Annotated in this window: 25 protein-coding genes and 1 tRNA gene; 14 read left to right on the forward strand and 12 right to left on the reverse strand. The window is 65.2% G+C overall.

Annotated elements, in window-relative coordinates; translation table 11 throughout:
• Positions 1–281: 281 nt before the first annotated feature.
• Together P2T57_RS03925 and guaB are read right to left on the reverse strand one after the other, a co-directional pair.
• Positions 282–734, reverse strand: coding sequence for a GNAT family N-acetyltransferase (locus P2T57_RS03925; protein WP_276301177.1), 453 nt, complete (start codon positions 732–734; stop codon positions 282–284).
• Positions 735–974: 240 nt separating this feature from the next.
• Complete coding sequence (guaB, locus tag P2T57_RS03930) at positions 975–2468, reverse strand: IMP dehydrogenase (RefSeq protein ID WP_276301178.1); 1494 nt, start codon at positions 2466–2468, stop codon at positions 975–977.
• 255 nt (positions 2469–2723) lie between these two features.
• On the opposite strand from guaB, the gene P2T57_RS20430 reads away from it, so the two are divergent.
• The 13 genes from P2T57_RS20430 to P2T57_RS03990 all read left to right on the forward strand — a co-directional run bounded on the left by P2T57_RS20430 (position 2724) and on the right by P2T57_RS03990 (position 16348).
• Positions 2724–2945 (forward strand): DUF8099 family protein, encoded by a 222-nt coding sequence (locus P2T57_RS20430; RefSeq protein WP_474198309.1) that lies wholly within the window; start codon positions 2724–2726, stop codon positions 2943–2945.
• 6 nt (positions 2946–2951) lie between these two features.
• The gene (locus P2T57_RS03935) at positions 2952–3890 is read left to right on the forward strand and encodes a DUF5794 domain-containing protein (protein ID WP_276301179.1); all 939 of its coding nucleotides are present in this window, start codon (positions 2952–2954) and stop codon (positions 3888–3890) included.
• A gap of 93 nt (positions 3891–3983) precedes the next feature.
• Positions 3984–4211, forward strand: coding sequence for a DUF5795 family protein (locus P2T57_RS03940; RefSeq protein WP_276301180.1), 228 nt, complete (start codon positions 3984–3986; stop codon positions 4209–4211).
• Between the two features lie 41 nt (positions 4212–4252).
• A tRNA-Trp gene (locus tag P2T57_RS03945) sits at positions 4253–4432 on the forward strand.
• A gap of 373 nt (positions 4433–4805) precedes the next feature.
• The gene (locus tag P2T57_RS03950; RefSeq protein WP_276301181.1) at positions 4806–7961 is read left to right on the forward strand and encodes a type 2 lanthipeptide synthetase LanM family protein; all 3156 of its coding nucleotides are present in this window, start codon (positions 4806–4808) and stop codon (positions 7959–7961) included.
• 230 nt (positions 7962–8191) lie between these two features.
• Positions 8192–8335: a hypothetical protein gene (locus P2T57_RS03955; protein ID WP_276301182.1), complete on the forward strand. Its 144-nt coding sequence runs from the start codon at positions 8192–8194 to the stop codon at positions 8333–8335.
• Between the two features lie 198 nt (positions 8336–8533).
• The gene (locus tag P2T57_RS03960; protein WP_276301183.1) at positions 8534–9103 is read left to right on the forward strand and encodes a hypothetical protein; all 570 of its coding nucleotides are present in this window, start codon (positions 8534–8536) and stop codon (positions 9101–9103) included.
• Between the two features lie 48 nt (positions 9104–9151).
• The gene (locus P2T57_RS03965; protein WP_276301184.1) at positions 9152–9562 is read left to right on the forward strand and encodes a hypothetical protein; all 411 of its coding nucleotides are present in this window, start codon (positions 9152–9154) and stop codon (positions 9560–9562) included.
• Positions 9563–9802: 240 nt separating this feature from the next.
• Positions 9803–11131, forward strand: a complete 1329-nt coding sequence (locus P2T57_RS03970; protein WP_276301185.1) for an adenine nucleotide alpha hydrolase family protein — start codon at positions 9803–9805, stop codon at positions 11129–11131.
• Positions 11132–11401: 270 nt separating this feature from the next.
• Positions 11402–12751 (forward strand): adenine nucleotide alpha hydrolase family protein, encoded by a 1350-nt coding sequence (locus tag P2T57_RS03975; RefSeq protein WP_276301186.1) that lies wholly within the window; start codon positions 11402–11404, stop codon positions 12749–12751.
• Positions 12752–12802: 51 nt separating this feature from the next.
• A complete protein-coding gene (gene dinB, locus P2T57_RS03980) occupies positions 12803–14254 on the forward strand; it encodes a DNA polymerase IV (RefSeq protein ID WP_276301187.1) in 1452 nt (483 codons plus the stop codon).
• 86 nt (positions 14255–14340) lie between these two features.
• Positions 14341–16002, forward strand: a complete 1662-nt coding sequence (locus P2T57_RS03985; RefSeq protein WP_276301188.1) for a helicase HerA domain-containing protein — start codon at positions 14341–14343, stop codon at positions 16000–16002.
• A gap of 67 nt (positions 16003–16069) precedes the next feature.
• The gene (locus tag P2T57_RS03990; protein WP_276301189.1) at positions 16070–16348 is read left to right on the forward strand and encodes a hypothetical protein; all 279 of its coding nucleotides are present in this window, start codon (positions 16070–16072) and stop codon (positions 16346–16348) included.
• Positions 16349–16410: 62 nt separating this feature from the next.
• Here the strand turns inward: P2T57_RS03990 and tpiA are convergent, their stop codons facing one another.
• The 9 genes from tpiA to P2T57_RS04035 form a co-directional block, all read right to left on the reverse strand.
• Positions 16411–17055, reverse strand: coding sequence for a triose-phosphate isomerase (tpiA, locus tag P2T57_RS03995; protein ID WP_276301190.1), 645 nt, complete (start codon positions 17053–17055; stop codon positions 16411–16413).
• Positions 17056–17318: 263 nt separating this feature from the next.
• Positions 17319–17843 carry a multiprotein bridging factor aMBF1 gene (locus tag P2T57_RS04000; protein ID WP_276301191.1) on the reverse strand — a complete coding sequence of 175 codons (525 nt, stop codon included), beginning with the start codon at positions 17841–17843 and terminating at the stop codon, positions 17319–17321.
• A gap of 79 nt (positions 17844–17922) precedes the next feature.
• A complete protein-coding gene (locus tag P2T57_RS04005) occupies positions 17923–18174 on the reverse strand; it encodes a hypothetical protein (protein ID WP_276301192.1) in 252 nt (83 codons plus the stop codon).
• 70 nt (positions 18175–18244) lie between these two features.
• On the reverse strand, positions 18245–18856 hold the full coding sequence (locus tag P2T57_RS04010) for a CDP-alcohol phosphatidyltransferase family protein (RefSeq protein WP_276301193.1): 612 nt from the start codon (positions 18854–18856) through the stop codon (positions 18245–18247).
• Positions 18853–19389, reverse strand: coding sequence for an adenylate kinase family protein (locus P2T57_RS04015; RefSeq protein WP_276301194.1), 537 nt, complete (start codon positions 19387–19389; stop codon positions 18853–18855). The genes P2T57_RS04010 and P2T57_RS04015 overlap by 4 nt, the downstream gene beginning before the upstream one ends.
• A complete protein-coding gene (gene hisC, locus P2T57_RS04020) occupies positions 19386–20459 on the reverse strand; it encodes a histidinol-phosphate transaminase (RefSeq protein ID WP_276301195.1) in 1074 nt (357 codons plus the stop codon). The genes P2T57_RS04015 and hisC overlap by 4 nt, the downstream gene beginning before the upstream one ends.
• Positions 20460–20541: 82 nt before the next feature.
• Positions 20542–20874 carry a hypothetical protein gene (locus P2T57_RS04025; RefSeq protein WP_276301196.1) on the reverse strand — a complete coding sequence of 111 codons (333 nt, stop codon included), beginning with the start codon at positions 20872–20874 and terminating at the stop codon, positions 20542–20544.
• 69 nt (positions 20875–20943) lie between these two features.
• Positions 20944–21612: a hypothetical protein gene (locus tag P2T57_RS04030; RefSeq protein WP_276301197.1), complete on the reverse strand. Its 669-nt coding sequence runs from the start codon at positions 21610–21612 to the stop codon at positions 20944–20946.
• Positions 21613–21778: 166 nt separating this feature from the next.
• On the reverse strand, positions 21779–22261 hold the full coding sequence (locus P2T57_RS04035) for an SHOCT domain-containing protein (protein ID WP_276301198.1): 483 nt from the start codon (positions 22259–22261) through the stop codon (positions 21779–21781).
• Between the two features lie 192 nt (positions 22262–22453).
• Between P2T57_RS04035 and P2T57_RS04040 the strand changes: the two genes are divergently transcribed.
• Positions 22454–23419, forward strand: a complete 966-nt coding sequence (locus P2T57_RS04040) for a TIGR03557 family F420-dependent LLM class oxidoreductase (RefSeq protein ID WP_276301199.1) — start codon at positions 22454–22456, stop codon at positions 23417–23419.
• 18 nt (positions 23420–23437) lie between these two features.
• Here P2T57_RS04040 and P2T57_RS04045 read toward each other — a convergent pair whose 3' ends face one another.
• Positions 23438–24304, reverse strand: coding sequence for a universal stress protein (locus P2T57_RS04045; protein ID WP_276301200.1), 867 nt, complete (start codon positions 24302–24304; stop codon positions 23438–23440).
• Between the last annotated feature and the right edge of the window lie 5 nt (positions 24305–24309).

Consider the following 24309-nt stretch of genomic DNA (forward strand, 5'->3'; position numbering starts at 1 on the left):
AAATACATAGTTAGAAATCCGACTACTGTCGCTCTCTCCCGTCACCAGAGCAGATATTTTCCCATTCTAGAAGATGGACAAACTAAAAAGAATATAAAAATAATACTTTTACTCGTCGGATGACAACCGTGGCGTGATGCTCGGAGAAACCATCGCCGGAATCGTAGAAGACGGTACCGTAAGTGACCGACAACTCCTGCTGGGCCTCGTCGTCGTCTGTGCGGTTGGCGTTATCAAGGCCGGGAAGTGACGCCACCTCGCTCGGCAGTCCCGAAACGGATTCACGACAGCGATTTCTCCATCTCGACGTGGGGAATCCCGGCCTCCTCGAACTCGTCGCTGGTGGTCTCGTAGCCGAGTTTTCGATACATCCCTTCGACGGGGGTCTGGGCGTGCATGGTCAGCATCGAGAGGCCCCTGTCGTCGGCGATGGCTTCGAGTTCGGCCACGAGTTCGCTCCCGATTCCCTCCCCGCGGTGGGGTTCCAGCACCGCGATGCGTTCGAGTTTGCCGACGCCGTCCTCGATTTCCCGCAGTCGGCCCGCCCCGACCGGCGTCGAATCGTCCTCGGCATCTCGATAGGCGACGACGTGGGCGGCCTCGTCGTCCTTCCCGTCGATTTCCAGCGCCTCGGGGACGCCCTGCTCCTCGACGAAGACGCTTCGCCGGACTTCGAGGGCGTCGGCCTCCTCGGCGTCGGTTTCGGCCCGACAGACTCGGTAGTGGTAGTTCATCGGTCGGGTTACCTGTCGCACCGGCCTGAACGTTTCGGAACGAGAAATTTTTGGCTTCGGCGGTCGAATCGCCCGGCGCGATGTCTGACTTCGAGACTTACACCTGTGAGAACTGCGGTGACGAGTTCAAGGCGCACGAGAGCGCAAACGCCGCCGAAAACGGGTACTGTAGTCCGAAGTGCCAGACGACGGCGTAGTTCGCTGTCGGAATCGGTCGAACCGAGTCCGATTTTTTGGTCGTTACTCGCTGGGACTGTAGTTCGGAGCCTCGTCGGTAATCATCACGTCGTGGGGGTGGCCCTCGGTCTGGCCCGCCGAGGAGACCCGGATGAACTCCGAACGCTCCTTGAACGCCGGAATCGTCTCCGCGCCGACGTAGCCCATGCCCGACTGCATCCCGCCGACGAGTTGGTGGAGTTCGCTTTCGAGGCTTCCCTTGTAGGGTTCGGCGGCCTCGACGCCCTCGGGGACGTATTCTTCCTCCTCGTCGGGTTCGTCCTTGAGGTATCGGTCGCCGTCGCCGGACTGCATCGCTCCGACTGACCCCATGCCGCGGTACTGCTTGTACTTCTTGCCGTCAACCGTGATGACCCGGCCGGGCGCTTCGTCGGTGCCCGCGAAGTAGGACCCGAGCATCACGGCGTCGGCACCCGCCGCGATTGCTTTGATGGCGTCGCCGGAGTACCGGATGCCACCGTCGGCGATGACCGGCACGTCGTGTTCGGCGGCCACGTCGGCGGTCTCTGCGACCGCGGTAATCTGGGGCATGCCCGCGCCGGAGACGACTCGCGTCGTACAGATGGACCCCGGACCGATACCGACCTTGATGCCGTCGGCGAAGTCCACGATGTCCTCGGCGGCCTCGCGGGTGCCGACGTTGCCGACCACCACGTCGGCCTCGACCGACTCGCGGATTTCCCGCGCGCCCTCGATGACGTTGCGGTTGTGGGCGTGAGCGCAGTCGATGAACAGCACGTCCGCGCCGGCCTCGTCCACGGCGACGGCGCGGTCCGTCTCGAAGGGACCGACCGCGGCCCCGACCAGCAGGTGGCCGTTGTCGTCGCGGGCGGCGTCACCGTACTCTCTGCGCTGGAGGATGCCCTGCATGGTGACGAGGCCCGTGAGTCGCTCGTCGTCGTCCACGATGGGGACGCGCTCGATTTTGTGTTCGTACATCAGTTCGAGGGCCTCGCGCGGGGTCACGTCCTCGCCGGCCGTGACAACCTCGTCGGTCATGGCCTCGCGCACCTCGTCGCTCTCGCCGACTTCGAGGTAGGGCCGGATGTCGGTACCCGAGATGATTCCGAGTACTTGGTCGTCGTCATCGATGACCGGCGCGCCCGAGACACCCTTTCGGTCCATCATCGCGTCCACTTCGCGGACGGTCTGCTCGGGGTCGGCGGTCACGACGTCGCGGATGACGAGTTCGTCCGCGCGCTTGACTCGCTCGACTTCGGCGACCACTTCGTCCACGTCCATGTTCCGGTGGAGGACGCCCAGACCACCCTGTCGAGCCATGGCGATGGCCATCTGGCTCTCGGTCACGGTGTCCATCGCGGCGGACAGAATCGGGACGTTCAACTCGACGTTGGTCGAGACGCGAGTCGAAACGTCGGCCTCGTCGGGTTCGACGCGGCTCTCTTTCGGTCGCAGAAGTACGTCGTCGAACGTCAGCGCCTCCGGTACGCGGAGTTTGTCGGTGAACGCTCCCGTCCGGTCAGAATCTCTCTCCATGTAAGGCGAACGTAGCGCCCCGTCAAAAACGTTGCGAGATTCTGCAACCTTTACCAGTCAGTGACACACCGATATGCACGGTCGTGTAATATCCCACCCGGCTTCCATGTCAATACGAGTATTCGAAAGTAGTAGAAATCGGGCGGTTATAAATCACCATTCGAACCCGAGTATTAGAATCAAATCTACGATTTTCTGTTGATTGGGGTTGTCTCTCACGCAACGTTTATGCTGAAAAACCGTCTTTTGTCTAACATGGACTCTACCAGTCCCATCGCCGCGTGTATTGCAGGTCAGACGAGTGCTGACTCCGCGAACTCCTGCAAACCGATTTTTGCGATGGGACTCCTTACACTGGTAGAGAATCTATTCGTGGGACGACGATGGGATTTCGACGCCAACCCACCAGTCGGCGACCATCGTAGGTACCGCGAGTATCACTACCGTTCGGCCGGTGGTTACGGCCGCGCCAGCTAGTGTCCAATGAGTAGCTCACAGCATCCAGTCGCGCTCCGCTTAGAGCGACAGGTAGGCGGCGCGACCAAGTTGCTCGCCACGGTCATGGGCCTCCCGTTGGTAGACGGCATCTTCCCGGCGCTGGTCCTCGCGGGCGGCGTCGATAGCATCGCCGGCATGTTGCAGGTCGGCTTGCTGGTCTTCGGCGGGAGCGCAACCGTCGCGGTCATCCTCGCCGAGATGGACGGGACTCCTCGCCAACAGGCGGCGTCCGTGCTGACCGTCGGCGTCGGCATCGTCGCGCTCGCGGCGGTCGAAGCCGCGTTCGCGCCGACCATCGAGAGCGTCCTCCGGCCCGAGACGTTCAAGCGCTTCGCCGCGCTGGTCATGCTGGCCATCGCCGCCAAAACCGCGAGTTCTCGAATCGGCGAATATCTGCCCGGTCCGGGCGTCATCGTCGGCCTCGGGATGATAGCCAGCTTCCAACCCTCCGGCTTCGAGTTGGCCGTGGTCGATTACGGCCTCATCCTGCGCGCCACGGCGGCCGCCGCGACCGGCGTCGCGTTCGCCCTCGCCGTCGCGCTGACCTCGCCGTGGCTCCGCGGCGTCGTGGACATCGACCGCTTCCGCTTCGGGAGCGCCGTCGCACTTGGCGTCCTGCCCCTGAGCCTGCTGGGTCTCGCCCCCGGCAACGCCCCGCTGGCGGTGCTGGCGGTCACGAGCCTCCTCGCGTTCGACCCCAACTCGGCCGAGGACCCGGACGCAGAGAGCGACGACGACCCCGCCGAGGAGACCGCGGCCACCGAGGCGATGAACGCTGACGCCGCGGACGCGGCCGACACCGCCCCGAGTTCGGACGGCACGCAGGCGGTCGCCACCGATGGCTCGGGCGGCTCTGAGACCGACGACGCGGGCTACGGTTACCCCGGCGAGGAGGACGGCGACGAGCGCGAACCGTGGCTGTAGTTGCAGTCTGATTCTTGATTGTCTTGTTTCCGCGAGGCTCCTCGGCGTCCGGAGACGGGAAGGCTTACCCCGGCGGACCCGCTTTCGTAGGATATGGCCGACAACCGCGTCGTGCAGGGTCGCATGGTGACGCCGAAGGCTCTCGCCGAGATAATCGAGGGCGAGGACGTGATGGACGCCGAGTCCATCGAAGACACCGACCGCGAGTGCCCGGACTGCGGCGAGGACGTACTGGAGGTCGGGTACATGCCGAGCGTGACCGAGTTCGTCACCGGCTGGAAGTGCCAAGAGTGTGATTGGTCAGATACCGACCGAGAATAAATCGAAACCCCTTTAGTGCGAATGGACCAACGAATGCCTGCGGGGTCGTGGCCAAGTCAGGGATGGCGACTGACTCCAGAGGCTACGCGCCCGGGACGAAACTCCAGCTGATATACCGAGCGGCCGACTGATCATCGGTCCGCGACGACGACCCTCTGGAGTTCCGAGGCGCACACACCGGAGATATCAGTCGATCGGGGGTTCAAATCCCTCCGACCCCACTAACTTTTACCGCGAGTAAAACGGCGAGCAGTTCATCTGCTCGCCAAAGCACGAGCGGTAAATCGTGATCGGAGGAGGATTTGAACGAGGCAAGAGGCATGCCCGCGCAACGAAGTGAGCAGGAATCTCTTGCCGTAGTTCACAATCCCTCCGACCCCACTTTTCGAGGCGAACTACGCTACGAGTAGCTCGTCTGCTCGCCGCACTGTGGGCCGTGAAAACGTGATAGGAGGATTACTGTCGTTCGAAATCTTCGACCCTGACCGACGGAACTGCCCGAAAATATATGATTCTGACACATTGGGCGTTATCTGAACTTTCTTGCAGAGGACAGCAATTCTTAAACCCGTCACTCGTAGGATACTGCACAGAATGAGTTCGGTATTCACCGAAGAACAGCGACGCGAAATCGCCGGTCGTGCGAGGACGCTCGCGGAACGGCTCGACGGCCCGGCCAACAGTTCTGGGTCGTCGCCACCGATAGACCCCGAGAGCGTCCTTGACGAGTGGCGGTCCCAGTTTCCGGACGAGGAGTCGTTTCGTGCGCGGCTCGAACACGACGGATTGACCGAGGAGGCGGTGCGTGAACACATCGCCGCGACCCGCTGGCCCGCCGACGAGGCGCTTCCGGAGTGGCTGGACACCGTTTCGGCGCTGGTTCGACACGTCCAGACGAAGGGGCCCGACCGGTGGGAGTCCGTCGAGACGCCCGACGAGATGCCGTTTCGGGAACTGCTCGCCGCGGTCGCTAGCTTCGCTTGCGAGCGGCTGTCCGATGCGGTCGTTCCGACGGCCGCCACGTCGTCGCTGGAAGCACAACTGGTCGAGAGACTCGAAACCCGCTGTGTTCGGGCGATGTACGTCGAGTTCAAGAGCTTCGTCGAGGTCCACGACGCCGAGTTGGCGGCGACGAGTTTCGACTCGCTCACCGAGTACCCCACGGAGTACTACGAGCAGTTCGTCGCGGCGATGTTCGACGGCGGCTTCCGAAACCTCTGTCTGGAGTATCCGGTACTCGCGCGGCAGTTGGCGACGTTGCTCGACAACTGGCGGAGCGCGGTCGAGGAGCTGTGTCGACGTCTGCGCGACGACCGCGACGCGCTTCGCCAGCGATTCGACCTCGCCGGAGACGTGACTGACCTCGACCCGCTGACCACGGACACCCACGCAGGGGGTCGCGTGCCGGTTCTGGTCTCCTTCGAGGAGGGGTCGGTCGTCTACAAACCCCGGCCGGTCGGGGGTGAAAGCGTGTTCTACACCGTCCTCGACAGACTGGACGACCACCTCTCGACGCCGGACTTCGAGAGGCCGTCGCTCCTCGAACGTGAGGGGTACGGCTGGATGGAGCGAGTCGAGTACCGCGACCTCCCCGGAGCGTCCGCGGCCGACCGCTACTACGAGCGGGCCGGAGCCCTGACGTGCCTCGCCTACGCGCTCAACTTCACCGACTGTCACTACGAGAATCTGCTCATCGACGGAGAGGTCCCGACGTTGCTCGACGGCGAGACGGTGTTTCACCCACACGTCGATTCGGAGGCCAAGCCCTTCGAGACCGAAGCCAGCGCCGTGGTGGACCGGTCGGTCCTGCTGTCGGTGCTGTTGCCCTTCTCGACCGGCGACCCTCGGGAAGCACGCGGTGGACGGTTCGCGGACAAGGTCGCAGGGCTGGGAAGCGATAGCGAGGAGACGCCCCTCCCAGGGTTGTCCCGACCGACCATCGAGGCCGTCAACACGGACGTGATGAGCGTCGAGATGGAGTCTGTCACGGTCGATCCGAGTACCAACACGGCGTCCGTGGACGGCGAGGACCTTCCACCGGAGGACCACGCCGACGCCTTGATTCGCGGGTTCGAGGAGACTTACGAGACGATACGCGAACTCCACGACGAGGGGAGATTCCTGTCGGAGGTCGTTCCCCACGAACTGGTCGAGGAGGTCGAGACGCGACTGCTGTACCGCTCGACGGGCCGGTACGCCGAGACTCTCCGGTCGGCCGCCGCTTGGAATCCGCTCCGGGACGGCGCTCGCCTCTCGGTCGAATTCGAGAAACTCGCGGTACCCTTCTTCGACGGGACCATCGAGTCGGACCGGCTCTGGCCGCTGTACGCCCGCGAACGTCGGTCGCTCCGGAATCTCGACGTGCCGCGGTTCGCGTCGCGCGCCGACGACCGGGCGCTGTTCCACCGCGGCGAGCGACTGGACGTGACCGCGGACGAGACGGGCTACCGATTCGCCCGCCAGCGACTCGACGCGATGGACGACTCCGACCTGCGACGCCAGACGTGGCTGGTTCGGCAGGCGCTGGGCGAATCCACGACCGCCGAGGGACCGCCGCCGTCCGGTATCGACGCCTCGGACGACCGGTTCCGGCGGGAAGCGGTCGAACTGTTCGACGATGTCCTCGACGCGTCGGTCGAGGTCAACGGGAACGACGCTTGGACATCCATCGTTCCCGAGTCCGGCCTCAATCTCTACTCGGCGGACCGCTCGCTCTTTTGGGGTACGGGCGGCATCGCGCTGACGGCGGCGGCGCTCCACGAGGAGACCGGCGACGAACGCTACCGCCAACTCGTTGACGAGACGCTCGCTCCGACCGTCGAGGCGGTCACCGAGGGAACCGTGTCCGCCGACCACGGCGGGTTCCAAGGAATCGGCTCGGTCGTCTACGTCCTCTCGGTCGTCGCCGACCTCCTCGACGACGACCGGTACCGGGAGGCCGCGCTGGCCGCGGCCGAAACCGTGACAGACGAACCGATAGCCGACGCCGACTCGCTGGACGTGGTGGACGGGATTGCGGGGACCCTGCTCGGCCTGCTCGCGTACCACGAGCGGTTCGGTGGCTCAGGCGACGGTGCGGTTCTTGAGTGGGCCGCAGACTGCGGCGACCGACTGCTCGACGCCCGAACCGAGGTCGAGGGGCACCGCGTCTGGGAGACGACCGAGGACGAGGTTCCGTACACCGGCTTCGCGCACGGTTCCAGCGGAATCGCCTACGCGCTGGCTCGGCTCGCCGCGGCGACCGACGAGTCCCGGTACGCCGAGGCGGCGCGCGAGGCGCTCGACTTCGAGTCGGAGTTGTACTCGCCGGACCAAGCCAACTGGCCGCGGTTCGCCGGAGTAGAGGACTATCAGGACCGGTGGTGCCACGGACGGGCCGGAATGGCGCTCGCCCGAATCGGTATCGGAACTCACCTCGGTGACGACGCACTGCTCGCCGAGGCCAGCGACGCGCTGGCCGAAACCGGGACCGCCGAACCGTCGAACCTCGACAACCTCTGTTGCGGGAACTTCGGCCGTACCGAGGCTCTGCTGGTCGGCGCGCGGCGCGCCGACTGCGACGAGGCGCTCGCGCCGGAACTAGCGAATCGGTGTCTCGCTCGCCGGGAGCGTGACGGCGCTCTCTCGCTTCCCGGACACCACCGCGAGTTCGTGAACCCGACGTTCTTCGATGGGGCCTCCGGTCCGGCGTACGCCCTCCTCCGACTGCGGAACCCCGAGGAGTTACCCTGCGTCCTTCTGCTCGAATGACCGCCACGTAGGCCTCGCTCCTCGCGCTGGCAGTTCTCTCGGGATGGCTTATTTTCCCGGCGGGTACGCCACCCTCCACAAATCTAATTTTATTACTTTTTCCATAGAAAAAATTAGAGTAGTGTTGTTGTCTAGCCGTTAATACAACCATATACAAAGCAATTATTAAAGTTTCGAGTCTAGATGGAAATAAAAACTTAACACTAGGGAATAATAATATACCTTTTGCTATGTCCGTTGCAATCGAGGCTGACGCTGGTAGCAAGGCACAGTACGACAGCGAGTTCAACACGTCCGTCGAGGACGCCCCCGAGCAGAAGTCCGACCACAGTGACGGCTGTGGCTTCACCTGCAGTCCGTTCTCGACTTGGTAAAATCCGTTTCAACTGTCCTTATTTTGAGCGACGCCGTGTAGCCCGATAGCTGAAGCTGTCGGCACGTCCGACTCGCGTCACAGCGTAAGCAAACTCGCGCCACAGCGTAGTTGCTCGCGCTACCGAACCGACCGCCGAACTCCGGGTATCTGACCGCCACAACAGTAACCCGTCCTCGTCCACTACCCAACGTAGCTAATGCCCACCCATCACATCGCGTCGTGGCTCGTCAAACACAGCGACATCCCGCTCACGGTCGTCAAACCCGTCGCCACCAAACTCGGCATCTCGACCAACTACCTCGGCGCGGCGCTGTTCGCCGGGCAAATCGTCTACGAGAATCAGGGCACCATCGTCAAGTACGCCAACACCGGAGGAGCCGCCATCGGCGGGTTCCTCCACGACCGCGCCGCCGAAAAGTACGGCGAGGACCACTCCCTCACTCAGTACCTCGGCGAGAACGTCGAGGCCCTGAACGAGGCCTTCGAGGGGACCGAGGAGGAGGCCATCAACTTCGCGGAGGCCTACCGCCAGTTCCGGTCGGTGGACCGCGATACGCCCGACGTGGCCGACGAAATCGACCTGCCAAGCGCCGAGTCGGGCGTCGGGATTCCGGGCACCGAGAAGCGACTCTACCTGCCGGGGACCGATGACCTGCCAGACAAGCCCGAGGTCCGGATTCCCGACGCCGTGCGGGAGGCGGTCCCCGAGCGCCCCGACTCGGACCCGGAGAACGCGGTCGATATTCCCGTCAGCGAGAGCGAGTAAGCCGGGAATCCCGACGTACTAACTACCCGGCCTGCGAACCCCCGGCCGATGAAGTCCCCCGAACACGCCGCCCTCGGCGCGGTGGCGTCCGGTTTGCTGGTCGCGGCGCTCCCCGTCTCGGTGCCGACCGAGGCCCTCGCGCTGTTCGCCTACGGCGTCCTGCTGTCGGTGTTCATCGACCTCGACCACTTCGCCGTGGCACGGTACCACGCGGGCGACTGGTCGCACTTCCGGCGGTGCGTCACCGACCCGAAGTTCGCGTTCACCGAGCAGGAGCAGGTCTTCGACGGCGTGGACACCGGGACGCTCGAAACCCACCGCCTGCTGACCCACGCGCTGGTCGGCGGGGCGCTGGTCTCCGGCCTCGCGCTCGTCGCGCCGGTGTACGCCGTCTTTACCGCGGGAGTCCTCTACGTTCACGTCGTCGCCGACCTCCTCCGGGACGGCGACATCGCCTGATAGGACGCTACTGCTCGCTCGGCGCGAGCATCTGCCGAGACACGGGCCGATACTCGCGGCGACCGGACGACGACCGAGCGTCGGTCGGGGTTCAACGACCGATTGTCCGCCCCCTCCGACGCGGTTCTGCGGTCGTAAGCGGGCCATCCCGAAGAATGTCAGACGTTAGTCGGCGAACTGAGATGTTACTCGGGTAAACGGACGAACGAGTTATTGGCGGTCCGGCCCCCGAACAGAGGTATGTCCTCGGGTGGCGACTCAGCGAGTATCGTCGTGACCGACGTGCGGACCGACGGCCGGCGGGTCGAGTACGACTACCGGCCCTCGCCCGGCGTCCGGCGGTTCTTTGGCGAGGACCTCGCCGTCGAGTACGACGTGGACGTGAGCGAGGTCCCCGAGAGTCTCCTCGTGATTCCCCTCGTGGCGAACCTCTGTCCGGTGGCGTGGGCGACCGGCGCGGACGTGTACGTCCCCAAAATCGACGGGACCTTCCTCCGGGCGCTGACGGAAGTTCGGAAGGGGTTCGAGCGCCTCCACCCGGAGTTCGCCGAGGAGGCGACGGTGTACGCCAAGGAAATCGTGGAGAACGCGACGGACTCCTCGCGCGCGGACGCCCGGAGCGGCCTGCTGTTCAGCGGGGGCGTGGACTCGGTGGCGTCCTACGTCCGCCACCGCGACGAGGACCCGCTCCTCGTCTCTATCCACGGGTTCGACATTCCCGCCGACGCGACCGACCAGTGGGCCGAACGCCGGGCCGAACTCCGGCAGTTCAGCGACGACCGGGGCCTCGACCACCGGTTCGTCCGGATGAACATGCAGTCGTCGCTGAATCTGGTGATGCTCAACGCTCACTTCGGGCGGTTCTACGACGACAACTGGATAACCTCGGTCCACCACGGTCTCGGCCTGCTCGGGGCGTGCGCGCCACTCGCAGAAGTCGAAGACATCGGGACCCTCTACATCGCGGCGACCCACTCGGCGGAGTTCGACCACGAGTGGGGGTCTCACCCGGTGACCGACAACGAGGTGGCGTGGGCCGACACCGCCGTCGAACACGACGCCTACGAGTGGACCCGCCAGCAGAAACTCTATCGCATCGCCGAGTACGTCTGGAACGAAGCCCCGAATCTCCGACTCCGGACCTGCTCGGCGGTCGCAGGCAACTGCTCGCGGTGCGAGAAGTGCGCCCGGACCGGGGCCGGTCTCCTGCTGGCGGGACTCGACCCCGCGAATCACGGCTACGACTTCGACGGCCGGACCCTCGAATACGTCCGCGAGCAGTTCGAGGCGGGCAACTGGCACCTCGGCGCGGACGAGCGGTTCATGTGGCGAGACATCCAGAACCACGCCGACCCGGAGCGTGAGTATCCCTACCCGGAGGCCGAGGACTTCTTCCGGTGGCTTCGGAACGCCGACATCGACGCGCTCGCAGTGCGGTCCACGAACGCCGATTCGACCGACTCGGTGCGAAACCGGGCGCTCTACGCCGTCGCCCGCCACACGCCCGCCGGGGTCTACTCGCCGCTCTACTCGGCGTACTCCTACCTCGACGAGCGCCTGTCGGGGTAGGTCCCAAACACAACAGAACCTTTTCTAGAACTATATAAACGTGTCTTTACCAATCAGAATTATTTGCGGAAAATGGCGGAGCGCCCGCCCGAACCGCTCCGAATCCGCGGTATGGCCGGTCGTCGGCGGCGGCCACCCGAATTAATGGCGCGCGTCTCCCAGAGGGGAGCATGCAACCGGGAGACCGCCAACCGAGCGACCAGCGCACAGCGACACCACCGGCCGCGCCATCCCGAAACTGGACCCGCGTCGACCCTCCGAGAACCTGAGATGCCCGACATCGAAATCACCGACGTAGCGGTCGCGGGCGGGCGAGTCGAGTACGAGTACGACTGCTCGACCTCTGTCGGCCGGTTCTTCGCCGAGGACCTCGCCGTCGAGTACGACGTGGACGTGAGCGCGGTCCCCGAGAGCGTTCTCGTCATCCCCTGTCTGGCCAACCTCTGCCCGGTGGCGTGGGCCACCGGCGCGGACGTGTCGGCCCCGGCGGTCGATTCGCGGTTTCTGGACGCCCTCGAAGCGGTCCGCGAGGGGTTCGAGGAGCTATACCCCGAGTTCGTATCCGCCAGCGAGGTGCGGGCCGACCGGCGCGTCGAAACCTCGGACGTGGCGTTCGACGGCGGAAGCGTCGAGCGGTCGTCGGGCGACGGGACCGGCCCGCAGTCGTCGCTCGCCGACAGCGACGACGCGGTGCTGTTCAGCGGGGGCGTGGACTCGGTGGCCTCCTACGTCCGCCACCGCGAGGCCGACCCCCTACTGGTCTCCATCCACGGCTTCGACATCGAGTTAGACGACCGGACCGCGTGGGCCAAGCGAGCGCCCGAACTCCGCGAGTTCGGCGAGTCCCGCGGCGTCAAGAACCGGTTCGTCCGGATGAATCTCCACTCGGCGCTCGACGTGTTCCTCCTCAACGCCCGGTTCGGCGACCACTACGCCGACGACTGGATAACCTCAGTTGGCTACGGCCTGAGTCTGCTAGGGACCTGCGCGCCCCTCACGGCGGCCGAGGGCGTCGATACCCTCCGCATCGCGGCCTCCGGGTGGGAGGGCGGCGAACCGCCGGGTGGTTCACACCACCGAATCGTGGACGAGGTGGCGTGGGCCGACACCACCGTCGAACACGCCGTCTACGACCTGACTCGACAGGACCGAATCGAGCGCATCGCCGACTACGTCCGCCAGCAAGCCCCGGACCTCCAGATTCGGTCGTGTTCCCGCGAGGGCGACAACTGCTCGGAGTGCCTGAAGTGCATGCGGACCGCGGTCGGTCTCCTGCTCTCGGGCTTGGACCCCGCCGACCACGGCTACGAGTTCGACCGCGAGACGTTCGAGTACGTCCGGCGACGACTCGAAACCGACGACTGGCGACTCAGCGACTACGAGCGCCTGATGTGGCGCGACATGCAGGAGCGGACGAACCCCGGCGACGAGTACCCCTATCCCGAGGCCGAGGCGTTCTTCGCGTGGTTGCGCAACCAGAACGTCGAGAATCTGGGGGCCGACCCGGCCGACTCGAACCGGAACCGGGCGCTCTACGCCCTCGCCCAGCGCACCCCCTATCCGGTCTACTCGGGCGTCTCCTCGGCCTATCGGTTCGTGGACGAGTGGGTCCTCGGGTAAACCGGCACCCGAACTGAACCTTTAACCCACCGCGGAAACCAACCCCTGTCAATGACCGCTGGCGGGTCGCGTCTACCGGGGACGCCCGACGACGAGGACGCCGACCCAATCGTCCTCCACGTGGACATGGACTGCTTCTACGCGGCCTGCGAGCGCCGCAGAGAACCGAAGCTGACTGGCGAACCGGTCGTGGTCGGAATGGGCTACGAGGAGGGCGCGACCCACGGCGCGGTCGCCACCGCGAGTTACGAGGCCCGCGAATACGGCGTCGATAGCGCCCAAGCCATCTCGACCGCGCTCGAACGCCTCCCCCGAAAAGCCGAGGTGGCGGAGGGCGAGGACGCCGCCGACGCGGGCTACTACCGACCGGTGGACATGGACTACTACGAGGAGGTCAGTTCGGAGGTCAAAGAAATCCTCCACGACTCGGCCGACGTGGTGCGGGAGGTCAGCATCGACGAGGCCTACCTCGACGTGACCGACCGGACCGCGTGGGAGGTCGCCGAGGGGTTCGCCCGTCACGTCAAGAACCGCATCGACCGGGAGGTCGGCGTCACCGCCAGCGTCGGGGTCGCGCCCAACATGTCCACAGCGAAAATCGCCAGCGACTACGACAAGCCAGACGGTCTCGTGGTTGTCGAACCCGGTGAGGTCCGGGACTTCCTCGCGCCCCTCGACGTGGGCGAGATTCACGGCGTCGGCCCCGTCACGGCCCGCGAACTGCGCGGGATGGACATCGAAACAGCGGGGGACCTCGCCGAGGCCGACCGCGGGGTCCTCGAAGCGACCTTCGGCGAGCGCGGCGCGGAGATGCACCGCCGCGCCCGCGGCGACGACCAGCGCGAGGTCACGCCCACCGGCCGGCCCAAGAGCCTCTCGCGCGAGTCGGCCTTCACCGAGGCCACCGACGACGACGAGGCCAAGCGCGACCAGATTCGGACGCTCGCCGAGGCGGTGGCCGACCGGGCGAGTCGGAAGGGCGCGCTCTACCAGACCATCGGCATCAAGGCCGTGACGCCGCCCTTCGACGTGAACACCCGCGCCAAGTCGCTTCCGGGGCCGGTAGACGAACCCGAACTGGTGACGGAAATCGGCCTCGACCTCCTCTCTGAGTTCGACGGCGAGGAGGTCCGGAAGGTCGGCGTCCGAGTCTCGAACCTCTCGTTCGCCGAAGGCGAGCAGGCCAGTCTCGGCGACGGGTGGGAGTCGGCAGAGAGCGCCGAGACAGACCCGGAAACCGGCGGTCCCGCGGACGACGACCAGCTATCGCTCGGCGCTGGATGGCCGAATTCGCCGGGTGAACCCGCGGACTCCGGCGGCTCCGAGGACGGAGCAACCGACCAGTCCGACCCCGATGGCCAGTTGTCGCTCGGCCGGGAGTGGGACGCCGTGGACGAGGCCGCCGACGAGTTGGCCCTGAACGACGAGGACGAAAACGCGGACGCCGACCGCGCCGACGATTCCGGGTCCGAGGGACAGGTCTCACTCGGCGATTTCGGCTGATTTCGGTCCGGGGCGTCCTCTCGAAATCGGCGAAACGTCGGTGCCCGACAGTTTATGAGGGCCGGGTGAGAGGTTGCCCGCAAGGAATGTCGCAGGAGACCATCGACGTGGCCGAAGTCAGCGCCGGGAAGGGCGGCACCGCTGGCGACCCCGGCGACCCCGTGGAACTGCCCGTCGTGGAAGTGTTGACCGGCCGAGCGTTCATCACCGGCAAGTCCGGAAGCGGGAAGTCGAACACGATGAGCGTCGTGGCGGAAAAGCTCTTAGACGGCGGATACCCGGTAATGCTGGTGGACACAGATGGGGAGTACTACGGTCTCAAAGAGGAGTACGAACTTTTACACGCCGGGGCGGACGACGAGTGCGACATCCAAGTCAACCCCGAACACGCCGAGCGACTCGCTTCGCTCGCGTTGGAGGACAACGTGCCCATCATCCTCGACGTGTCGGGCTACCTGAACGAGGACGACGGCAAGGAACTCCTGACGGAAGTCGCGCGCCAACTGTTCGCCAAGGAGAAGAAACTCAAGAAGCCCTTCCTGATGGTGGTCGAGGAGGTCCACGAGTACATTCCCGAAGGCGGCGGAATGGACGAGTGCGGTCGGATGCTCATCAAAATCGGCAAGCGGGGCCGCAAGCACGGCCTCGGAATCGCGGGCATCAGCCAGCGCCCCGCAGATGTGAAGAAAGATTTCATCACCCAATGCGACTGGCTAGTGTGGCACAGACTCACGTGGAACAACGACACCAAGGTCGTCGGGCGGATTTTGGGCCGGGAGTACGCCGACGCAATCGAGGACATGGGCGACGGCGAGGCCTTCCTGACGACCGACTGGTCCGAGGAGACCCGCCGGGTCCAGTTCCACCGCAAGCAGACGTTCGACGCCGGGGCCACGCCGGGGTTGGACGACTTCGAGCGCCCGGACTTGAAGTCGGTCAGCGACGACCTCGTTTCGGACCTCCGGGAAATAAGCGAGGAGGAGGCCCGCAGGGAGGACCGAATCGAGGAACTGAAACAGAAACTCCAGAAGAAAGACGAGCGAATCACCGACCTCGAACGACAACTGGAGGAGGCCCGCGAGATGGAGGAGGTCGCCGACAAGTTCGCCAAGGCGATGCTCGACCAGTCGCGGAACCGGCGCGCGAATCCCTACATCGACGCTGGCGGGGGCGGCGAGAGCGGCGGCCGAATCGTCCGAGACCAACCCGCCAGACAGGGGCCGGCAGGCGGCCCTGCCGGCGGTACTGCCGGCGAAAATCAGCAGGCCCAGCAGGCCCAACAGGCCGACCTCGGCGGGTTCGACCCCGAAGACGCCGGGCCGGGGATGAACCCCGAAGACGCCGAATCGGGAACCGAGACCCGAGCGACCGATTCGGGGACCGAGACCGGAGGTGACGCCGAGGCCGAGCGCCGAGACGAGGAGCGCGGCCCCCTCGATGCCATCCGCGAGGAGTTAGACGCCCTCGAACCGGTCGAGCGCGGGATGCTGGCCTACTACCTCCGGGAGGGTCCCGCGAGTCCGGACGAGTCCCACGTCTCTGCTGGCGGCCCGGAGGACCGCCACCTCGCGTACAACCACAACCGGACGCTCCGCCAGCGCGGGTTCGTCCAGCACGCCGGGAGCGGGGAGTACGTCGCCGCCCTGCCGAGTCTGCTGGCGGCGCTGACCGACGGCGAGATGGACGACGAGACCCGCGAGGAGACCTTAGCGCAGGTGGCCGAGGAACTGCCGGACGTGGACGACTGACTCCCGAATTCGGACTGCTGGCGTCCGACGACGAGGCTTTTTACCCCGCCGAGGACAATCCTCGGATATGAACACGCTGGCCCGGACCGACGAAAACGCCGAGGACGAGTGGCAACTCCCCCAACACGCCTACGTCGTGGTCTACGACGAGCGCGAGACCGAACTGCTGACAATCTACGACTGCGGCGCGGCCCAGAAACCGCCCTCTGCCCAAGTGCTGGGCAACCTCGTCCGCGTCAAGGCCGACCACGAGTTAGAGAACACCGTCACGGGCTACGTCGTCCGGATGCGCGAGAAATCGACGCTCCGCAAGCAGGACGACGACCACTGGATTATCGAAGCCTGACACGGCAGTCTCAAAGAACGAAGGACAATTGCAAAACAACGAATTACAATTCTGGGGCGGGATTACAACGGCGCGACCAGATTCTCCAACGCCTCCTTGGGGTCGTCTGCCTTCGCCACGCCGCTGGCCAGCAGGACGCCTTCAGCGCCCAACTCTCGGGCCGAGGTCAGGTCCTCGCCGGTCGAGATGCCCGCGCCGCAGTAGACCGGCACGGAGTCGTCCACGTCCTCGGCGGCGGCCACGGCGTCGGTCACGATGTCCGGGTCGGCCTTGCTGACCGGCGTGCCGGTGCCGATGAGTTCCGGGGGTTCGACCGCCACGGCGTCCGGACCGAGCGCGGCCACGGCACCGATTTGGTCGGGGTTGTTGGCGCAGACGCAGGTTTCGAGACCCGCGCGCTCGGCCGCTTCGACCGCCGCGTCGATGTCGGCGAGTTTGAGTCTTCGCTCGGAGTGATTTATGAGGGTCCCGGTCGCGCCCGCCTCCGCTGTGGCCTCCGCGAGCGTCGAACCGGTGTGACTGCCGTGTTCGACCGGGCTGACGTGCTGTGCCCACGTCTCGACGCCCGTCTCGGCCACGCGCTGGAGGTGCGCTGACTGGGGTGCGATTGCGATGCTCGCGCCGGTCTCCTCGCTGACCTCGCGGGCGGCGGTGGCGACTTCCACTGGGTCGCAGGGGTACGCCTTGAGATTGACGACGATTTCCATACCTGAACCGACCGTCGGGCGCGACTAATAGGTTGCGAGAACGAAAGGGAGCGCGATTGTCGTGTCCTGTCTTCGATGGGGACGGTTCCGACGGAAAGGGTGGAGCGGGAGATCAGACTCATCCACCCCGCGAAAGCTGTAGACTGGTCAGATAGCTTTCGCGGGTGTGAAATCAGTTCGGCACGCGCTACGCGACTCCTCGCGGAGCGCACCAGCGGTTGCACCGCGAGGGAGCGACTCCTCTCGCAACAAAAACCTCGTCTCTAGTCCTTGCGCTTGACCACGTCGCCGAGGGTGTACTCGCCGGTGGAACTGCCGCCGCTCCACTCCTCGTCGTCGCCGGACCCGCCGGTCGTTAGCGTGATGCCCAACTCGCTTTCGAGTTTCTTCTGCACTTCGTCGCTGGGAAGCACGTCGCCGCGTTCGAGTTTCCGGATGAGGCTAGCTTTCTCGTTGAGTTCGTTGGCGAGGTCCTCTTGGCTCATGCCGGTACTCTCGCGGGCGTTTCGGATACGGTCGTCGTAGTCCGGGGCGATTTCGTCCATATCGTCGAACATGTCCGAGCGCCGCGATTGGGAGGAACTCGACGACGTACTGGACGACGACGAGGACGACGAACTACTCGACGAGGAGGTCGAGTACTTCGTGGAGGTCGAACTCGCATCGTCCTGCGTTTTGACCTCGGTCCCGAAGTCCGAACAGTTGTCGCAGACGTCCAACTCGGCTCCCTCGACCTTGATGGTCTTGGGGGAGCCAGTCTCGGCGCCACACATCTCACACTGAACCATACCGAGAGGTAGTCTGTCGCCGGTCTTAAATTCCACGCCGATGGCGGGACGAGTCGGAACCGAAATCCCTGTCCGAGAGCTACGGCACGCGCTCGTCGCGCTGGTCGCGCAGGAACCCGAAGCCCTGCTTTACCTCCTCGCTTCGCTCGAAGTACTTCAGAATTCGCCTGCACTTCTCGCGCGAGAGGCGCGTCTCTCTACTCAACTCGAACAGGGAGTCTACCTCCTCGGCGGTTTCGAGGAACTCGTCCATCGTGATGTGACTGTTCGCCGGCAGGATATCTTCCAAATCTACGTTGATGCCCGACTCGCCGGGTCTTTTGTCCGTCATGACACGTCGCTACCTCGGTTAGTTTCGTTTCTATCAGGGATGAAAAAGGTATCTAAACGGCGCGCAATTTTCACGACGATAGTTCGCGCCACGCGTAGTAGAATCGCTGGAGTGCGGTGAAGTGCCCGACAACCGCGAAGACGACCAGCAACCACCCGACGACCGTGAATCCGGCGAACGCGTCCGTCACGATTGCGGCAAGGACGCCCGTCACGCCGATGAGCGCGAGGCGGTCGGCCCGGCCCAGTAGGCCGCCGTACACCCGGTCCAGTCCGACGGCTTGGGCCTGCGTGCCCAAATACGAGGTCATCAGCACGCCCGTCACCGCCAGCAGGCCGAGCGCGTACTCGCCGATTCCGGCCGCCAGCCCCGAGATGACCACGATGTCGGCGTACCTGTCGAGTACGTGGTCCAGCAGGTCGCCGGCCTTCGAGTCGGTTCCCAACTCGCGGGCCAGCGCGCCGTCCAGCAGGTCGAGCCACCCGTTCAAAAAGACGAGGACCGACCCGGCGAGATACCAAATCGGCTCGTCGCTCCCGAGATAGAACGTCCCGCCGGCACCGCCCGCCAGCGCGAAGGCGACGACGCTAACCGCGTCGGGTGTCAGGCCGAGTCTGGTCGAGAGCGAGACGAACGGTTCGAGCGCCCGGTCGGCGACGTGTCGGAACTGGTCGAGCGTCATAGGTAGTTTATGTACGACACCTCGCCCGCACTCGGTTCGCGTTCGCCCGCCACGACCGCCGAAATCTCGGCGGCGACCTCTGGTGGCGTGCGGTCGGTCGTCTCGATTTCGTAGACGTTCTCGACGCCGTGTGTGTTGACCGCCTCAGAGAGAATCACGTCGAGGGCCTCGCTCTCGGCGTTCTCCGCGGCTTTGGCGTCGGGTTCGCCGCGCTCGGTGAGCCTGCGCTGTAGCTCCTCGGGGTGGCACCGCAGGACGATTACCTTGTCCACTCCCTCGTCCGCGGCGTCGTCCTCGTCTGCGCCGAGGTGGTGCGCGAGGTGCGACTCCACGAGGAGGCCGTCTTTGCCCTCCAACCGCTCGGCCACCGCGTCGAGGTCGGCGACGAGGCTGTCGCGCTCGTCGTCGCGCTCGGTCCAGAGGCCCTCGGATTCGATGAGGTCGTTGAGGTGGACGACCTCCAAATCGGTGTCTAACTGCTCGACCGCCGAGGTCTTGCCCGTGCCGGGCGTGCCCGTCACGACGACTCTCACGGCGACAGCACCTCGTTGAGTTCCGAGACCGCGCGCCGGGTCTCGTCTTTGGTTCCGCAAGTGATGCGGACGCACTCGGGCAGGCCGAACGACGAGCAGTCTCGGACGATTACTCCTCGGCGCTGGAGTTCGTCGGCGACCGTCTCGGCGTCGCCGACCTCCGCGAGGACGAAGTTGCCGTGGCTCTCCCACGTCGGCGCGTCGAGGTGTTCGTACATGTACTCCCGTGCCCACTCGGCAGTCTCGACCGTCTTCTCGGCGTGGTCGTCGTCGTCCAGCGCAGAGAGGCCCGCCCGGCAGGCGATTTCGCTCGCGGCGAAGGGCGTGTTGACGCGGGCGTAGGCGTCGGCCCACTCCTCGGGGACGATGCCGTAGCCGAGTCGAACGCCCGCCAATCCGTAGACCTTCGAGAATGTCCGGAGGACTGCGATGTCGTCTCGGTCTTCGAGAAGTTCGACTGCGCTCGGCGCGTCGGCGAACTCGCCGTAGGCCTCGTCTACCACGACGAGGGTGTGGTCGCCGGTTTCGTCGGCAATCTCCTTGATTGCGTCGAGGTCGAATCGCTTGCCGGTCGGGTTGTGGGGACTCGTCAGGTAGACGATTCGCTCGCCGTCGTAGTCGTCGAGGACCGTCTCGGCGGTCAACGCGAAGTCTTCCATCTTCGAGACGCGGTACTGTTCGACCTCGCCGTGGTGGAAGCGCGCGCTCATCCCGTAGTAGGCGAAGCCCGGTTCCGGCACGAGAACGGTGTCGCCGGGTTCGAGCGTGGCGCGAGCGAGGTAGTCCAGCACCCCGTCGCCGCCGTTGCCCAACCAGACTTGGGCGGATTCGACGCCCCACTCGTCGGCCAGTTTCTCGGTGAGGTCGGCGTGGGAGGCCTTGGGGTAGGAGTTGGCCGACCCCGCGGCGTCCTCGATGGCCTCGACCGCGGCCGGACTGGGGCCGAAGGGGTTCTCGTTCGAGGCGAGTTTCACGAGGTCGTCGGGATTCAGTCCGAGTTCCCGAGCGACCTCCTCGATGCCTCGCCCGGCCTGATACACCGTGTGCGAGGAGAGGTCCCGTGGTTCCATGTGAGAGAGGTGTAGGCGACTCGCCTTAAGCGTGCTCACCTCCGATAGCGCGGCCCGCGCCCCGACGCCGGCCGGAATTCTGTCAGACTCCGCCCAGTACACATAAGGAAAATCCCGTGGCGTCTCCCCACGGGAGGACCTGATTATGGCACGAGACAATCGCAACCGCTGGGGAGAGAATCGCGGAGACGAGAACCGTCACGAGCGCAGTTCGCAGGGCGAAGGTGATACCGCAGGTGGCCGGTACTCGTCGGGTGGCCGAGACCGACGAGGAGAGAGCGGCCGACAGTCCGGGCGTCAGGAGTCCGGCCACCAGCAATCCGGACGACACCAGCAGTCCGGGCGACGCTACCAGTCCGGACAGCACCAGCAATCCGGACGGCACCAACAATCCGGACAGCAACCGACGGGCCATCAGACCGCCCAGCACTCGACGCGCGGCGGTGACATCCAAACCGGCCGGCAGGGAGGACAACACTCCGGTTCAGGAGGCCACATGCAGTCCGGTGGAGGCAGTCACGACCAGTCCGGTCGCCACCAGTCCGGCCAGCAGGGCAAGCGATACGGAAGCGACCGCCGGCAGACCGGTCAGCAGTCCGGGCACATGGGTCAGCACCAGCAGACCGGTCGGCATCAGACCGGCCAGCAATCCAGTCACCAACAGTCCGGCCACCAGCAATCCGGTCAGCAGTCCGGCCACCAGCAGTCCGGTCAACAGTCCGGCCGACACGAGGCCAGTCAGCGCCACGAGGTCGGGCAGAACCAAGAGCGCGGCCAGTCCCGGCGTCAGCAGAGCGGCGTTCACGAACTGAGCCAGCACGGCGGAAGCGGCGGCCGGTACGGGAGTCGGCGGTCCGGCCAGCAGTCTGGCCAGCACCAGCAGTCCGGCCAGCAGTCTGGCCAGCACCAGCAGTCCGGCCAGCAGAGCGGCCAACACCAGCAGTCGGGCCAGCATCGACAGTCTGCCCAGCACCAGATTGGCGAACACCAGCAGACCGGCCAGCACCAATCCGGCCAACAGCAGTCCGGCCGCCAACACCGCGGTCAACAGCACCAGCAGTCCGGACAACGCCACCAGCAGACCGGTCCGCACGAGACGAGTCAGCGCCACGGCCAGTCGGACCGCGACTCCGGCCGGCGCGAGGAGGGACAAAATCAGTACGGCGGTAGCTCTGAGAGCGGTTTCAACCCCGTCGAGCAGACGATGATGCGCGGTCAGGAACAGCACGGCCGCGACGACGAGTCCCAACGCGGGAGTCGTAGCGAAGAACACCAGCGCCCGAACTACTGACCGCGGACCGCGCTCCGAACCTTCCTTTTTATCGGCCGGCGCGGTCGAGTTCCGAACCCCGCCCGGTGTGAGTCTCGACTTCGACTGCACCGCCGCTGGTATCGCCGGATGCACCCACGAGAGCGTCGAGGCGTCGGTCGAACTCCTCGCGGTCGATTTCGCCAGCGGCGTATCGGGCTTTCAGCGTCTCGATTGCGTTTTCGTCGCGGGACGCCTCCGTGCGGGTCGTTTCCGCTCGGGCCGTCTTCGTCCGGGGCAGACCCGAGTCGGGAGCGAGCAGGGTCGCCGACGCAATCGCCGGGAGAGTCAGGGTGAGGAAGGCGAACAGAACGATGAGGAGGTCGTACACTAACCCACTCTTGACGCCAGAGGCGACCGCGAACGCCGCGTAGAACGACAGCGCGCCCCCCACCGCCGCGAGTCCGGCGACGCGCCGACGCCACCGACGGCTATCGGGCGTGAGTTGGGCGAGCGTTCGCAGAGTGGAGGAGGTATCACTGGGCGGACTCATGTCAATCGGTGTATCTCACAGCGATTTGAAACGCTTTTCGGTGGAACGAGGGTCGTTCGCCGAGAGGTCCGCTTCGTCCCGTTCTGGAAATAAAAACAATTACTTTAGAAATATATAGATTTCTTAAGCAATCCATCTAGTTGCTCATCGAGTGGCCACAACCCCCTTATCGACTACTACCGTGGCACTTCCATGGTCGAACTCGGTTACACCCTCTCCAGCGAAGAACACGGCCCGATGGACCTCGTGAACCACGCCACGCGCGCCGAGGAGGTCGGCTTCGACTTCGCCTCCATCTCCGACCACTTCCACCCGTGGGTCAGCCAGCAGGGGAACGCGCCCTACGTCTGGTCAACCCTCGGCGGGGTCGCGTCTGCGACCGACGAAATCGACGTGGGCGTGGGCGTCACCTGCCCGATTATCCGCTACCACCCGGCGCTCCTCGCGCAGGCCACCGCCACCGTCGCCGACATGTTCGAGGAGTCGGGACAGCAGTTCTACTTCGGCGTCGGCACGGGCGAGAACCTGAACGAACACGTCACGGGCGAGCGGTGGCCCTCCCACAGCGTCCGCCTCGACATGCTCGAAGAGGCTGTCGAGGTGATTCGGAAGCTCTGGACCGGCGAGATGGTCAGCCACCACGGCGACCACTACACCGTCGAGAACGCGAAACTGTTCACGCTCCCGGACGACGACCCGCCGATTTGCGTCTCGGCCTACGGCGACCAGACCGCCGCCCACGCCGCCGAGATGGGCGACGGGTTCTGGTCGGTCGGTCCGCAGGACGTGGTGCAGACTTTCGAGGACGAGGGCGGCGAGGGGCCGAAGTTCAGCCAACTCACGGTCTGCTACGCCGACAGCGAGGACGAGGCGGTCGAAACCGCCTACGAGTGGTGGCCCAACAGTCTCCTGCCGGGCCAACTCGCCACCGAACTCGGGACGCCGCAGTTCTTCGAGCAGGCCTGCCAGATGGTCGAGAAGGAGGACGTGCGCGAGGCCGACAGCATCCTGACCGACCCGGACCCGCAGGCCCACATCGACAGCATTCGGGAGTTCACCGACGCGGGCTACGACCACGTGTACGTCCACCAAATCGGTCCGGACCAAGAAGCCCTGTTCGACCTCTACGCCGACGAGATTCTGCCCGAATTCCGGTGAGCCACCGGCCTGACCGCGTTATTCGCGTTCCGCGACGGTCATGACGGGGACCGGTGCCGAGCGCACGGTCTTTTCGGCGACACTCCCCAACAGGATGCGGTCGGTGCCGCGTCTGCCCGTCGTGCCCATCCCGACGACCTGTATGTCGTTCGCGTCGATGTAATCGAGAATCTCCTCGACCGGCGTTCCGTGTTCGACGTGGCGAACCGTGTTCGTGACTCCGCGGGACTCGGCCTCCGAGATGACAGTCTCGACAGCATCGGTCGCGGCTTGTTCGTTCTCTTTCCCGGACGTCGAGCGGATGTCCGCCCCGAGCGTCGTGTCGTCCACGACAGAGAGGACGTGAACGGTCGCATCGAGCGCCGCCGCGAACTCCACGAGATGAGTGGCGGCGTGGGTCGAAGCGCCACTCCCGTCGGTCGGAATGAGGACGTTCTCGTAGGGGAATTTCAGCGTCTCGTCGGGTTGCATGCGGACCGTGAGTACCGGGACCGACGAGAGGCGCACGACTTTCTCGGAGACACTGCCGATGAGGTATCGTGAGACGCCCTCCCGGCCGTGGGTCGGCATCACGACCAAATCTTGGTCGTACTCCTCGGCGTACTCCACGATTGTCGAGGCCGGATTCCCCTGCACGACGTTGGTGTCGTAGGAAACCCCGAGCGTGTCCAACGTTTTTGCGGCCTCGTCGAGGATGTCTTCGCCCTCTTGTACGAGGGCATCGACAGTTTCTCCCTCGACGACGGTGACGCTATCGCGCGTCGTGTCGGCAACGTAGAGTACGTGTATGGTCGCGTCGGCCCAATGGGCGATTTCGGCGGCGTGATGGAGTACCTCGGCCGCACCGTCACTACCGTCGAACGGGAGGAGGATGTCCTCGTACATGACTC

It is taken from the genome of Halorussus lipolyticus (assembly GCF_029338375.1).
Taxonomy (GTDB): Archaea; Halobacteriota; Halobacteria; order Halobacteriales; family Haladaptataceae; genus Halorussus; species Halorussus lipolyticus.

Coding starts and splice junctions, on each gene's coding strand:
- P2T57_RS03925 (WP_276301177.1), bottom strand. CDS start 734: ATGAACTACCACTACCGAGTCTGTCGGGCCGAAACCGACGCCGAGGAG.
- guaB (WP_276301178.1), bottom strand. CDS start 2,468: ATGGAGAGAGATTCTGACCGGACGGGAGCGTTCACCGACAAACTCCGC.
- P2T57_RS20430 (WP_474198309.1), top strand. CDS start 2,724: ATGGACTCTACCAGTCCCATCGCCGCGTGTATTGCAGGTCAGACGAGT.
- P2T57_RS03935 (WP_276301179.1), top strand. CDS start 2,952: ATGAGTAGCTCACAGCATCCAGTCGCGCTCCGCTTAGAGCGACAGGTA.
- P2T57_RS03940 (WP_276301180.1), top strand. CDS start 3,984: ATGGCCGACAACCGCGTCGTGCAGGGTCGCATGGTGACGCCGAAGGCT.
- P2T57_RS03950 (WP_276301181.1), top strand. CDS start 4,806: ATGAGTTCGGTATTCACCGAAGAACAGCGACGCGAAATCGCCGGTCGT.
- P2T57_RS03955 (WP_276301182.1), top strand. CDS start 8,192: ATGTCCGTTGCAATCGAGGCTGACGCTGGTAGCAAGGCACAGTACGAC.
- P2T57_RS03960 (WP_276301183.1), top strand. CDS start 8,534: ATGCCCACCCATCACATCGCGTCGTGGCTCGTCAAACACAGCGACATC.
- P2T57_RS03965 (WP_276301184.1), top strand. CDS start 9,152: ATGAAGTCCCCCGAACACGCCGCCCTCGGCGCGGTGGCGTCCGGTTTG.
- P2T57_RS03970 (WP_276301185.1), top strand. CDS start 9,803: ATGTCCTCGGGTGGCGACTCAGCGAGTATCGTCGTGACCGACGTGCGG.
- P2T57_RS03975 (WP_276301186.1), top strand. CDS start 11,402: ATGCCCGACATCGAAATCACCGACGTAGCGGTCGCGGGCGGGCGAGTC.
- dinB (WP_276301187.1), top strand. CDS start 12,803: ATGACCGCTGGCGGGTCGCGTCTACCGGGGACGCCCGACGACGAGGAC.
- P2T57_RS03985 (WP_276301188.1), top strand. CDS start 14,341: ATGTCGCAGGAGACCATCGACGTGGCCGAAGTCAGCGCCGGGAAGGGC.
- P2T57_RS03990 (WP_276301189.1), top strand. CDS start 16,070: ATGAACACGCTGGCCCGGACCGACGAAAACGCCGAGGACGAGTGGCAA.
- tpiA (WP_276301190.1), bottom strand. CDS start 17,055: ATGGAAATCGTCGTCAATCTCAAGGCGTACCCCTGCGACCCAGTGGAA.
- P2T57_RS04000 (WP_276301191.1), bottom strand. CDS start 17,843: ATGGTTCAGTGTGAGATGTGTGGCGCCGAGACTGGCTCCCCCAAGACC.
- P2T57_RS04005 (WP_276301192.1), bottom strand. CDS start 18,174: ATGACGGACAAAAGACCCGGCGAGTCGGGCATCAACGTAGATTTGGAA.
- P2T57_RS04010 (WP_276301193.1), bottom strand. CDS start 18,856: ATGACGCTCGACCAGTTCCGACACGTCGCCGACCGGGCGCTCGAACCG.
- hisC (WP_276301195.1), bottom strand. CDS start 20,459: ATGGAACCACGGGACCTCTCCTCGCACACGGTGTATCAGGCCGGGCGA.
- P2T57_RS04025 (WP_276301196.1), bottom strand. CDS start 20,874: ATGGCCCGTCGGTTGCTGTCCGGATTGTTGGTGCCGTCCGGATTGCTG.
- P2T57_RS04035 (WP_276301198.1), bottom strand. CDS start 22,261: ATGAGTCCGCCCAGTGATACCTCCTCCACTCTGCGAACGCTCGCCCAA.
- P2T57_RS04040 (WP_276301199.1), top strand. CDS start 22,454: ATGGTCGAACTCGGTTACACCCTCTCCAGCGAAGAACACGGCCCGATG.
- P2T57_RS04045 (WP_276301200.1), bottom strand. CDS start 24,304: ATGTACGAGGACATCCTCCTCCCGTTCGACGGTAGTGACGGTGCGGCC.